The following is a 12,003-nucleotide window of genomic DNA, read 5'->3' as shown; positions in this document are numbered from 1 at the left end:
AGAACTCTGCCCATTCCCCCGCCGCTGCTGGCGGGTCACCTCCGCACGAGCGGAGCGCGCCGACTTCCGCGTCGGCTGGCACCCGGATACCCGGGGCTCCTCCGCTTATGCGGAGTGCTGAACCCTCATTGTGACGCACACGAAGGATGCCGCCCACCGTGCCCAGCATGTTCAACCTCCTCACCGAGCCCTGGATCCCCGTCCGCTGGGCTCAACCCGCCCCCTCCGACGACGACCCCCCCGACCGCGTCGGCCTGCGGACCGCGCTCGTCGACGCCCACCGCATCCAGCAGCTCACCCCGTCCCAACCCCACGTCCACGCCGCCCTCCTCCGCATCCTCTACGCGCTCACCGCCCGCGTGACCGGGCTGGACGAGCAGGGAGCGGCAGGCGACTGGCTGGAGCGGCAGGAGGAGGTCATCGACGCCGGGCAGCTCTCCAGCGCAGCCGTCGACGCGTACTTCGGCCGCTTCCCCGAGCGCTTCTTCCTCTACGACGAGGACGGCGGGCGCCCGTGGATGCAGGACGCGCGGCTGGCCCGGCAGTGCGACCCGGCCAACACCGCGGGCGTCAACAAGCTGGTCATGACGCGGCCCTCGGGCAACAACCACGCGTGGTTCCGGCACGGCGGGGACGGCGCCCCCGACCTCCCCTCGTCGGCGGACGCGGCCCTGCACCTCCTGACGTGGCACTACTACGGCCCGTCCGGCCGTTGTTCCTCCCGCGAGGTCAACGGCGTGAAGTCGGCCAGTACCACCGCGGGCCCGCTGCGTACGGCCCTCTCGTACCACCCCGAGGGCGAGAACCTCTTCCAGACGCTGCTCGCGGGGCAGGTCCCGCCCAGCTTCACCGTGCGCCGCGACGAGGACCTCTGCCCGTGGGAGTGGGAGAAGCTCCCCGACCCGGAGAAGGCGCCGGATGCCCCGACCGGGCCCTGTGCGCGGCTGACGGCGTGCTCGCAGCATGCGGTGCTGCTCGTGCCCGGCGGTGAGAAGGGCGAGCTGGCGGCGGACGCGTACATCACGTGGGCGTACCGGGAGGGCCGTATCCAGCGTGACGACCCGTATCTGATCTGGCAGATCAGCCAGCAGGGCAACCGCTACCCGCGACCCGCCGACTCCTCGCGGGCGCTGTGGCGGGACGTGGACACGCTGCTTGAGCACCGTGTCAGCGACTCGGACGGACCGCAGCCGCCCCTGGTCTTCGAGACCGCCCGTGGGCTGTGGCCGCACATGCGCGTGCGCGCGCTCGGCTTCGAGCAGGAAGGGCAGGCCAAGAACGTCCAGTTCGTCGAAGGAGTGACGCCGTACATCCTCGGCAAGGAGGAGCTGGTGGAGCCGTCCACCCGCCCGAAGGTGGCTCGGCTGCGGCAGTTGGGCCAAAGGTACGGCCAGCGCCTGGACCGTGCCGTACGGAGGGCCTACCGGACGTACCTCGACGACAAGAAGGCCGATGCCGGTGCCTGGTCGGCCGACGCGGCGGCGCGCTACTGGCCCGCGGCGGAACGCGAGTTCTGGGCCCGCTTCCGTCCACTGCAGCCCAAGGAGGACGGTGCTCCGGAAGGCGCTGACTTCGACTTCGACGCCACCCGCTCGGCCTTCCTGCGGATCGCGGAGCAGGCGTACGACGTCGTCACCGAGCGGGCGGGCCGCACCCTGCGCGGCGCGCAGGCCGTCTCCGACGCGCGCATCGAGCTGTACGGCGGCCCCCGCCGTCGCTGACCACGCCGAGTTCGGACCCCGTACCCACCCTCACCGAGAAGGCCCCGCATGACGACGATCTCCGAGCCCGCGCGCTCCACCGACCGCCTCACCCGCTACCAGGCGTACGTGCGGTGGGTCGAATCCACCTGCGGCAGGGATCCCGGCGCACGCACGACGCTGCGCAAGGGACTCGGCCGCGGCCTGGACGACATCCGCTACGTCCGCGGTATGCACCGGCTCATCGCGCGCTGGCTGCCGCAGGGCACCGAAACGTCCGACGCCGAGCAGCGGGCGTACTACTCCGTCGCCTCGCTGATCGCCGCCCAGCCCCGGCACAGCTTCGCCAAGGACGAGCCGGAGCCGGGCCCGGACGCGCCCGAGGACGTCGCGCCCCCCGCCGACCCGGAGGACGAGCCGGAGGCCGCCTCCCCCGGGAAGGCGTACGGCGACAGCCTGGGCGTCGCCTTCGCCGAGGCCGTCCTCACCGGCGGCGGCAACCGCGAGATGCGCCTGTCCACTGCCGAAACGCGGCTGCACCTGCTCACGCGGCAGAGCCTGGACGGTCTGCACCGCCATCTCCCTTCCACCGTACGGTTCCTGCGCGACGCCGACGCGAAGATCGACTACGCCCGGCTCATGGCCGACCTGACGGACTGGCCCGCCCGGCAGGGGCGGATCTCGCGCCGCTGGCTCCAGGACTTCTACTCGCGCTACGCGAAGAGCAAGAACGAGGCCGCGAGCGCCGCTGACGCCGACGAGGCCCAGGACCCCGACGCGGGCCAGTAGCCCGCCACCCAGCCGTACCCCACCACCCTCACCACGGAGTCACACCATGAGCAGCACCGATCCCGCCCGCTTCATCGACATCCACATCCTCCAGTCCGTGCCCTTCTCCAACCTCAACCGCGACGACACCAACTCCGTCAAGACGGTGCAGTACGGCAACGCGCTGCGCACCCGCGTCAGCAGCCAGTCCTGGAAGCGGGCGGGCCGCGAGAGGTTCGAGGAACTGACCGGGCACCGCACCCTCCGCACCCGCCGGATCGGCGAGCGCGTCACCCGCGAACTCGTCGTGAAGGGCTGGCCGGACGCGCTGGCCCAGCGCGCGGGAGCACATGTCGCCGCGGGCAGCAGCATCAAGTTCGAGCTGGGCACCGACCGCGAGAAGAAGGTCATCACGAACAGGGTGCTGACCAACGCGATGATCTACCTGCCGGACTCCGCCGTCGACGAGCTCGTCGCGCTCGCCGAGGAGCACCGGGCCGAGCTGGAGGCGGCCAAGGACATCAAGAAGACCGGCGACAAGAGCGTGCTGCCCAAGAAGCGCATCGAGGAGTTGCTGCGCGCCCGCAACGCGGTCATCAACCTCTTCGGCCGGATGCTCGCCGAGGTGGACGACGCGGGCGTCGACGGCGCCGTGCAGGTCGCGCACGCGCTGACCACCCACCGCTCGGACGTCGAGCTCGACTACTTCTCCGCCGTCGACGACATCACCGACTCCTGGAACGACGCCACCGGCAGCGGTCACATGGGCAACGCCGAGTTCAGCGCCGGCACCTTCTACCGCTACGCGACGATCGACCTGCGCGACCTGGCCGCGAACATCGGGCCCGACCCTGAGAACCAGACCGCCCGCGAGCTGGCCGAGGCGTTCCTGAGCTCGTTCATCACCTCCCTGCCACAGGCGAAGAAGAACGCCACCGCCCCGCACACCATCCCCGACCTCGTGCACGTCGCCGTCCGCTCGGACCGTCCCCTGTCCTACGCCGCCGCCTTCGAAAAGCCCGTCGCCGCCACCGCGGAGGGCGGCTACGTCCAGCCGTCCGTCCGGAAGCTCGCCGTCTACGCGCACGCCGCCAACACGCTGCTGGGCCAGGACAGGGTGCTGTCCGCCGCCTGGGCCGGGCTGCCCGCGGGCGATGTCACCGCCGCCGACCTGACCGGGCTCGGTCAGCGCAAAGCGGCCTTCGACGCCCTCGTGCGCGGCGCCGTCGAGAGCGCCCTGGGCGGCAGCCCGGCGGAGGCGTCCGAGTGACCACCGACACCCTTCCCGCCACCGCGGCCGCCGAGGGCATCCCGCCCGCGGCCGTACCGGAAGCGGGCCTGCTGCTGCGGCTGACCGGGCCCCTCCAGTCCTGGGGCGAGCACAGCCACTTCAACGACCGCGACACCGCCGCCTTCCCGACCCGCTCCGGCATTCTCGGACTGCTCGCCGCGGCCCTGGGCCGCCTGCGTACGGAACCGGTCGACGATCTCGCGCGGCTGTCGGTGACCATCCGGATGGACCGGCCCGGCGTGTACCTGCGCGACCTGCACACCGTCGGCGGCGGCCTGCCCGCGGACCGGACCGTCACCACGGCCGACGGCGGCAAGCGCCCCGGCGACACCGGCACGCTGCTCAGCCACCGCCACTACCTCGCCGACGCCGCCTTCACCGTCGCCGTCACCGCTCCCTCCGCGGACGGCGACCTGCTGGACCGGTACGCCGACGCCCTGCGCACCCCGCGCTGGCCGCTCTTCCTCGGCCGCCGGGCCTGTCCGCCCGAAGGGCCCCTGCTGCTCGGCCGCAGCAGCGACGCCCTGCGCCACCTCGTTCGCCTGCCGCTGTCCGCCCGCACCCCGCGTGGTGACGGGCGCCCCGCCGTGGAGTTCCTGTCCGACCGGCCGTTGGACCGGCTGCCCGTTCCCGCCACGGCGACCGCCCCGCGCAGCAACGACGGCGTCCACCCGGAGTCCGAAGTCAGCGACGACCCGGTGTCCTTCGCCCCGCGCGACCGCGCGTACCGCTCGCGGCCGCTCTACCGCCGCAGTGTGCTGCTGCCCGACACCGAGTACGCCGGCCTGGGCGCCGATGCCCTCCACAGCCTCGCCCGCTACCTCGACGGTGAAGGGGGCCTGCGGTGAACGTCTGGCTCACCCGCGTCATCCCCGACCCGCGCAACCGCGCCGCCGCCTTCGACCTCGGCGGCGCCGGCTCGGCGGTGAACCTGCACCGTAGGCTGATGTCCCTCTTCCCCGACGGCATCGGCTCGGACGCGCGCGCCAAGCTCGGCGTCCTCTTCCGTGCCGAGGACACGCCCACCGGCACGCACCTGCTGCTCCAGTCCACGTACCAGCCCGACGTCGGCCGTCTCCCCGACGGCTACGGCACCGCCGTCTCCCGCCCGCTGGACCCGCTGCTCGACGCGCTGCGCCCCGGACTGGCCATCCGCTACCGGTGCGTCGCCAGCCCCGTCCGCAAACCCGGCGCCACCACGCGTGCCGCCTACGGCCTGCCCGCCGTCGTCGCCCTGAGCGGCGCCGCGGCCGACGAGTGGTGGGCGCGCCAGTCCGAGGCGTCCGGGCTGCGCACCCTCACCCTCACCTCGCAGCAGCTGGACGGCATCCGGGGCCAGCGCGGCAAGAGCGGCCCCGCCGCCCAGCAGCGCATCAGCCACAACCGCACCCGCTTCGACGGCACCGCGCTCATCACCGACGCCGAGCTGCTGCGCACGAAGCTCGTCGAAGGCATCGGGCGGGCGAAGGCGTACGGCTGCGGCCTGCTGTCCATCGCGCCTGCCAGGACGCCCGGATGAGCGCGCCCGTCCGCCGCCGCCCGCCCGGACCCGGTGACGCGCGGCGCAAACTCGCGGCCCCGACGGTCGCGATGCTGCCGCGCGTCGCCGACTCGCTGTCGTTCCTCTACCTCGACATCGTCCGTATCCACCAGGACGACACCGGCGTCTGCGCGGAAGTCACCAGCCAGCAGCGCGGCACCGAGACCCTCTACCTGCCCACCGCAGCCCTCACCTGCGTCCTGCTCGGCCCCGGCACGTCCATCACGGCCCGCGCCCTGGCCACCTTCGCCCGCAACGGCACCACCGTCCTGATCACCGGCTCCGGCGGCGTGCGCTGCTACGCCGCCACCCTCCCGGACTCCCTCACCACCACCTGGCTCGAACGCCAGGTCCGCACCTGGGCCGACGACACGCAACGCCTGAGCATTGCCACGGCGATGTACGAACAGCGGTTCGGCGCCGGCACGGTCCCGGCGGGCACCACCCTCGCCCAGCTGCGCGGCATGGAGGGCCAGCGTGTCCGCGCCCACTATCAACTCCTCGCCCGCCAGTACAAGATCGGCCGCTTCCGCCGCGCCTACGACCCCGAGTCCTGGGACACCCAGGACCCCGTCAACCTCGCCCTCTCCGCCGCGAACACCTGCCTGTACGGCATCGTCCACGCCGCGATCCTCGCCCTGGGCTGCTCACCCGCCCTCGGCTACGTCCACCACGGCAACCAGCAGGCGTTCGTCTACGACGTCGCCGACCTCTACAAGGCCGACCTCACCATCCCCCTCGCGTTCTCCCTCAACGCCTCCACCAACCCTGAGGCCGAGGCCCGCCGCTCCTTCCGCGACGCGCTGCGCCTCTTCCGCCTCCTCCCGCGCATCGTCACCGACATCCAGTACCTCCTCGACCCCACGACCGACCACGAAGTCCCCGACCCGGAGGAACACCTCGTCGACCTCTGGGACCCCGTCACCGGCCCCATCCCCGGCGGCACCAACCACGCCACCTGACCCCTACGCGGGAGGCCCCGCACCATGCCCTCCATGACCGTCATCGCCGCCACCGCCGTCCCCGACCACCTCCGTGGCGCCCTCACCCGCTGGCTCCTCGAAGTCACCCCCGAGCTCTACGTCGGCTCCGTCTCAGCCAAGGTCCGCGAAGAACTCTGGTCCGCCGTCTCCGCCTCCACGGCCGCTGGCACGGCGGTCCTGGCCCACCCCGCCGACAACGAACAGGGCTTCACCCTCCGTACGGCCGGCACCCAGCGGCGAGAGCCGCTGGACTTCGACGGAATGACGCTGATCGCGTTTAGGAGGGAGGGTCAAGGGATGGCAAAGGCCCTCTAACGGTCCAGGTCAGGAAGAGTCCGCTCCGCGCGAGCGGAGGTAGCCCGGGGTCCGGCGGCGTGAAGCAGCTCGGCAAGACGTCCGCTCCGCGCGAGCGGAGGTAGCCCGAAGAAGGGCAAGAAGGGCCGTCAGGGGGCGGTGTCCGCTCCGCGCGAGCGGAGGTAGCCCGTGGCACAACGTTTCCGCAGGTCAGAGGAGTAGGTCCGCTCCGCGCGAGCGGAGGTAGCCCGCAGCTCGTGTACGCGGGCCCCCAGATCGTGAACGTCCGCTCCGCGCGAGCGGAGGTAGCCCGGGGCGCAGGGTCACGCAGTTCTCGTTCGCCTAGTCCGCTCCGCGCGAGCGGAGGTAGCCCGCCAGCCGGAGACCTCGTTGGGGTCCTGCGTCGGTCCGCTCCGCGCGAGCGGAGGTAGCCCGCGGTCCGTGCCGTCGATACGCAGGTGGTGGGCGTCCGCTCCGCGCGAGCGGAGGTAGCCCGTCCTCGCCCCCGGCGGCCTCGCCCGCTACCAGGTCCGCTCCGCGCGAGCGGAGGTAGCCCGGTGCCGGAGACCTCGAACGCGGGCACGGCCTGGTCCGCTCCGCGCGAGCGGAGGTAGCCCAAAACCTGCGGTCGCGACGCCGGTAGCGATCGGGTCCGCTCCGCGCGAGCGGAGGTAGCCCGGGCCTGCGTGTCCACGTCCTCACCGGCAAGACGTCCGCTCCGCGCGAGCGGAGGTAGCCCGACGTATCTCGGCACGCCGCTGGCCGATCCGGAGTCCGCTCCGCGCGAGCGGAGGTAGCCCGGCGCGGGCGCCGCTGGGAGCCGTGTGGACGGCGTCCGCTCCGCGCGAGCGGAGGTAGCCCGACCGGCGGGGCTTCGGCGTAGTCCGCGGGCATCCGTTTTGTAATGACTTGAGCTGATATGAGCGCAAGTGGACAGTTCCTTCCCCAGGTCTGCGCACCTCGGTGGCCTCGTGCCTCCCCGCACTGTCAGGTGGAGCTCGCCGGCTGCCCTGGGGGATGATCCCCTGCGTGAGTGAAGAGACAGGTGCAGGCGCGGACGACGCTCGTGCGTGGGATGAGCGGCTGGGCTGGGCATTCGGGCTGATAGCGGATGATCCGGCCACGAGAACGGCGGCGCTTGTTTGTCTGGCTGAGGCCCAGCGGAAGGTCGCGGAAGCACTCGGCCGGTCCAACGAGATGTGGCTGCTGACGCGGCCTCTGGGAGTGGACGAGCAGTACCAGGAGCCCGCCTTTCTGCGGGCGCGACAGAAGTATCAGCAGGCCCAGAAGGGCTCACTGCCTGATGGGGTGTGGAGTAGCCCTGTGAGTGGAGATCTGGCGACGTGGCCAGGGCTGCCCTATGCGCTGCTCTTCTTGGAATGGGAGGCGAGGTACCCGCACGAGTGGACCCGGCATGCGAAGTCGTGGGGTACGAAGCAGAGCCTGATCCGGGATGTGGCCCGCGCCCACCAGGACGAGGCGGTCAAGGCGAAGCTCACCGACATGGTCGAGATCGTCGTCCGCCGCGCGTATCGCTGCAAAGACCGCGAATATGTGCGGGTTGCCCGAGCCGTCGACAGCGCCGACTTGCGCGGCAGGCTCGATCGCGCCGTCGATTCGGACAGCCCGTGGGCCCGGTGCCAGGCCGGGTATGTTCTCTGGCTCCTTGACCACCCCGATCTGCCGAATACCCGTCATGTCTGGCGGGCCTGGGTGGCGGGTCAGGCCGCCGCGTTGATCTGACCGGGAACGGTCCCGTGATCACGGAGTGCTCTACGCACCGTGACCCGCCTGGAAATCGTGCCCGCCGACGCATCAAAGCCGATCCCGCCCGCCTTTGACCAGCTCCGCGAGGAGCCCGACGTCGCGCCCGCAGAGGTGCCCGATCTACTGGAGCGGCTGGCCCAGGTACCCGACCCGCGTGATCCGCGCGGAGTGCGGCACGCGCTCGCCGTCGTCCTCGCCCTGACTGCGTGCGCAGTGCTGGCCGGGGCGACCTCCCTGCTCGCGGTCGGCGAGTGGATCGCCGACACCCCGCCGCACGTGCTGGATCGGCTGGGCGTGCGCTCTGACCCGGTGCTGCCACAGCGGCTGGTCCCGGCCGAGACGACGGTCCGCCGACTGCTCGCGCGCATCGACGGCGATGCCCTGGACCGGGCAGTGGGCGGATGGCTCGCCGACCGCCAGCCGGCTGGAGCCGGGCCGCGCGGCCTGTCCGTGGACGGCAAGTCCTTGCGCGGTGCGGCGAAGGCCCGAGGGCGGAAGATCCACCTGCTCGCCGCGGTGGAGCACACCACCGGGCTGGTCCTGGCCCAGCTCGATGTCGGCGAGAAGACCGGAGAGACCAGCCGCTTCCAGCCGCTGCTGGACAGCGTCACCGACCTCGCCGGGACGGTCGTCACCAGCGACGCGCTCCACACCCAGCGCGAGCACGCCGCCTACCTCCTCGGTCGCCAGGCCCACTACATCGCGATCGTCAAAGGCAATCAGAAGAAGCTGCGCAAGCAGCTGAAGTCTTTGCCCTGGAAGGACATTCCGCTCCAGGGTCGCAGCCGGGGAGCCGGCCACGGCCGTGCCGAGATCCGCCGCATCAAGGTCGCCACCGTCAACAACCTGCTCTTCCCCGGCGCACGCCAGGCCGTCCAGATCAAGCGCCGCCGCACCGCCCGCAAAACCGGCAAGACCACCATCACCACCGTCTACGCGGTGACCAGCCTCGCCGCCGAGCAGGCCACCCCCGCCCGGCTCGCACAGCTGATCCGGGACCACTGGAAGATCGAGGCCCTGCACCACATCCGCGACACCACCTTCGCCGAGGACGCCTCTCAACTGCGGACAGGCAACGCTCCGCGCGCAATGGCGACCTGGCGCAACCTCGCGGTCGGCGCCCTCCGGCTGAGCGGCGTCAAGAACATCGCCGCCGGCCTCCGCCGCAACGCTCGCGACGCCCGCCGGCCCCTCGAACTCCTCGGCCTCGCGTGATCACGAAACGGACGTCGCTCGACTACGCCGAAGCCCTGGCCCGACCGGGGGGCCGGGCAGAGCGTGGATGGGCGTGTCTGCTCCGCGTGAGCGGAGGTAGCCGGACACGACATGTGACCGTACCGCCCGCCCTCGGCCCGCTTTGCACCGGCGGCTGAGCGTGCTTGGCGTGAGGGGACGCCGTTTCGCTATTCAGAATTAGTTGTTCCCGTCGTCGCGTCGACGTAACTGACTGACTGCGCCTCATCTCCGCTGGGGGTGATGTAAGAAACAACGTACTCGGTGCGCCACTTTCCTCCCCGGTCCATGGCCCGAAGTGAAACATTCGCTACTTTAAATTTCTGGCCATCGTGCAGGAGATTCGCGATTGACTGCCTAGCTTTCTCCACGGCGTCGGCCTTTGCTACTCTCACGGGAGGGAGATCGATCGGATCGCTGATATCTGCGCTGACCATCTGTGATATGCGCCCGGCTCGATTGATCTCAACGTCGAGTCGCATGGGCATGAGGATGCCGTCCGCACTCACTCGCCGCCAGCTAGCCATCCACCCCAGCTTCGCATCTGGGTCCACCTGGGTGACTGTGCTTTGGGAGGAGACAAGTGCATCGGGGTGGTATTGGCGCGCATATTTCGTAGCAATGGCAAGCGCTTCTTGTCCCGTCTTCGGGGCCGCTTCTGCTCCAGCAACGGGGAAGCTTTCATTTGTGATAGTATCGGAATTCTCAAACGACACGGTGAGTGTCTGGTTTTCGGGCCAAGTCAGTGAAGCATTTGCCTGTCCATTGTCCAGTACCATTGCGATGGTTCCTTGGCCGCTACCACCGCCTACCGGTGGCTGGTACTGGATCCTGGTTATTCTGTACTTGTCGCCAAATGATGCATGCAAAGCTTTCTGTGCGGCGTCTTTCTGCTTCCCGTTGGCGAATTGAATTCCGGTGGCATCCATTGAAAGAAACTGGATGCTGGTGGTAGACACGATCGCAACTACGACAACTGCGGCAGCGAATCCGTAGGCGGTGGGGCGCCAGTGTCGTTCCAGGGGCGGGCGGGTACTTGGGTTATCCAGTATGACGTATGCGACGGCGGCGCCGATAACAGCGCCAGCTGTGTTCATGGTCAGGTCGCTGCTGTCGCAATTGCGACCGATGCCGGGTACGGCTGCTTGGGCCAGTTCTGTGAACATCGAGAGGGCTACGGATCCTGCGACGGTCGGCAGTACGGATCGGGTCGCCAGCACGCCGGTCAGGCCGATGGGGATGAACATCAAAAGGTTGAACAACCCTTGGTCGGTCAGTAGCGACCCAAAGACGTTCCGGTTGATGATGCAGGTGTGACTCGTATAGCCCCCGTTAGGCATGAGTAGCGTCACGGAAATTTCCGCTACCAAGAAGGCGGTGAGGCTAGCGAACTCCCATGGCCGAACCCCGTGTCGTTGCGCCAGGGAAAACGCACCACATGCCAGTAATAATGCAATGATGCAAGCGCAGAAGAGGAACCATGACTGGCCATGGAATACAGCTGAAAACACAATTCTCCGTTTATTTTATTGGGTGTGCCGCCCCTGTGGGCGGCACACCCTAAAATTTCTGTTCGATCAGCAGGACGCCGGCGGCGTCTGGTAAGTTCCGGTGCTCGCCTTCAGGAGGCCGACGGTCGACGTGCAGTACGCGACGCCCGACCAGCTGGAGTCGAGCGTCTGGCCCGAACTGACAGTCTTGGAGGCAGCGTACACGGTGGAAGAGCCCTTTCCGTATCCGACGGCCGCGCTGACCGCGGAACCCCCCTTCTTGTAGTACGCCGTCTCTGCGATGTCGTTGGTGTACTTGTAGTGCTGAAGCACGCCATTGGAAAGCGAGGTGCACGTGAAGTAATGCTCGATGTACCCGCTACCGGGGCAGCCGGTGGTTCCACCGATCCGCGGGGAGGCGGTGGCCGCTTCCGAAGCGGCTCCTGTGCCCAACGCCACCACGGTCAAGCAGGCGATTGCCGCAATGCGAGAAATTTTGCTCTGAACAAGCTTCATGTTTTACCCCTCTGCGGGAAGAGTCGTGAGAGGTGAGGTAACGCATACTGCCTACACGCTGGCGCGCCCCCCTCGGAGACGGCATTTTGCCACCCCGCGATCGACCCTACGTAACCGTAGGGCTACGGACAACCACCGTATTTGAGTCACGCGTGTGACTACTTTGAGCGGTTGTCGACACACGTAAATACATGTAGAGGCGATCCGGCGGGAGCGGCCAATGTGTGACCTCTAGCGGCTGTTTTTGCCATGGAAGCGGCCGTTCCGGAGTGGAGTGGTCGTTCGCTTTGCGCAATGGCTCAGTCCGCGCCCGTAGAACTGAGCCAAGGTATGGTTATTGGGAGCACTGTCATCCTCTTGCGGCCAGGCGTTGCTGCGCGCCAACTGCCATCCTCCGTGGTGGCCGTGACGATGGCCGACT

At 69.4% G+C, this 12,003-nt stretch carries 11 protein-coding genes and 1 CRISPR repeat array; of the genes, 9 read left to right on the top strand and 2 right to left on the bottom strand.

Annotation, left to right across the window (positions count from 1 at the left end; all coding sequences use genetic code 11):
• The first annotated feature begins 167 nt into the window (after positions 1-167).
• The 9 genes from casA (at position 168) to ACH4PY_RS35790 (ending at position 9,558) form a co-directional block, all read left to right on the top strand.
• On the top strand, positions 168-1,721 hold the full coding sequence (gene casA / locus ACH4PY_RS35830) for a type I-E CRISPR-associated protein Cse1/CasA (protein WP_398192738.1): 1,554 nt from the start codon (positions 168-170) through the stop codon (positions 1,719-1,721).
• A gap of 48 nt (positions 1,722-1,769) precedes the next feature.
• Positions 1,770-2,489: a type I-E CRISPR-associated protein Cse2/CasB gene (casB, locus tag ACH4PY_RS35825; protein ID WP_398192700.1), complete on the top strand. Its 720-nt coding sequence runs from the start codon at positions 1,770-1,772 to the stop codon at positions 2,487-2,489.
• 46 nt (positions 2,490-2,535) lie between these two features.
• Complete coding sequence (cas7e, locus tag ACH4PY_RS35820; RefSeq protein WP_398192699.1) at positions 2,536-3,738, top strand: type I-E CRISPR-associated protein Cas7/Cse4/CasC; 1,203 nt, start codon at positions 2,536-2,538, stop codon at positions 3,736-3,738.
• Positions 3,739-3,776: 38 nt separating this feature from the next.
• A complete protein-coding gene (cas5e, locus tag ACH4PY_RS35815; RefSeq protein WP_398192737.1) occupies positions 3,777-4,607 on the top strand; it encodes a type I-E CRISPR-associated protein Cas5/CasD in 831 nt (276 codons plus the stop codon).
• Positions 4,604-5,278 (top strand): type I-E CRISPR-associated protein Cas6/Cse3/CasE, encoded by a 675-nt coding sequence (gene cas6e / locus ACH4PY_RS35810; RefSeq protein WP_398192698.1) that lies wholly within the window; start codon positions 4,604-4,606, stop codon positions 5,276-5,278. Before cas5e ends, cas6e begins: the two co-directional genes overlap by 4 nt.
• Entirely contained in the window at positions 5,275-6,261 is a 987-nt protein-coding gene (gene cas1e / locus ACH4PY_RS35805; RefSeq protein WP_398192697.1) for a type I-E CRISPR-associated endonuclease Cas1e, read from the top strand. The genes cas6e and cas1e overlap by 4 nt, the downstream gene beginning before the upstream one ends.
• 24 nt (positions 6,262-6,285) lie before the next feature.
• Positions 6,286-6,597 carry a type I-E CRISPR-associated endoribonuclease Cas2e gene (gene cas2e / locus ACH4PY_RS35800; RefSeq protein WP_031520660.1) on the top strand — a complete coding sequence of 104 codons (312 nt, stop codon included), beginning with the start codon at positions 6,286-6,288 and terminating at the stop codon, positions 6,595-6,597.
• Between the two features lie 18 nt (positions 6,598-6,615).
• Positions 6,616-7,438: a CRISPR direct-repeat array (repeat unit 29 nt; unit sequence GTCCGCTCCGCGCGAGCGGAGGTAGCCCG).
• A gap of 167 nt (positions 7,439-7,605) precedes the next feature.
• Complete coding sequence (locus ACH4PY_RS35795; RefSeq protein ID WP_398192696.1) at positions 7,606-8,319, top strand: hypothetical protein; 714 nt, start codon at positions 7,606-7,608, stop codon at positions 8,317-8,319.
• A gap of 57 nt (positions 8,320-8,376) precedes the next feature.
• Positions 8,377-9,558 (top strand): ISAs1 family transposase, encoded by a 1,182-nt coding sequence (locus ACH4PY_RS35790; RefSeq protein ID WP_398192736.1) that lies wholly within the window; start codon positions 8,377-8,379, stop codon positions 9,556-9,558.
• Between the two features lie 188 nt (positions 9,559-9,746).
• On the opposite strand, the gene ACH4PY_RS35785 is transcribed toward ACH4PY_RS35790, so the two are convergent.
• Together ACH4PY_RS35785 and ACH4PY_RS35780 are read right to left on the bottom strand one after the other, a co-directional pair.
• A complete protein-coding gene (locus ACH4PY_RS35785; protein WP_398192695.1) occupies positions 9,747-11,087 on the bottom strand; it encodes a VanZ family protein in 1,341 nt (446 codons plus the stop codon).
• Positions 11,088-11,153: 66 nt separating this feature from the next.
• Positions 11,154-11,582: a hypothetical protein gene (locus ACH4PY_RS35780; RefSeq protein WP_398192694.1), complete on the bottom strand. Its 429-nt coding sequence runs from the start codon at positions 11,580-11,582 to the stop codon at positions 11,154-11,156.
• Positions 11,583-12,003 lie beyond the last annotated feature (421 nt).

Origin of the sequence: Streptomyces sp. NPDC021224 (assembly GCF_044332905.1) — a bacterium.
Classification (GTDB): Bacteria; Actinomycetota; Actinomycetes; order Streptomycetales; family Streptomycetaceae; genus Actinacidiphila.
The sequence above is the reverse complement of the archived record's forward strand: the minus strand, read 5'-3'. Positions and strand labels throughout refer to the sequence as shown.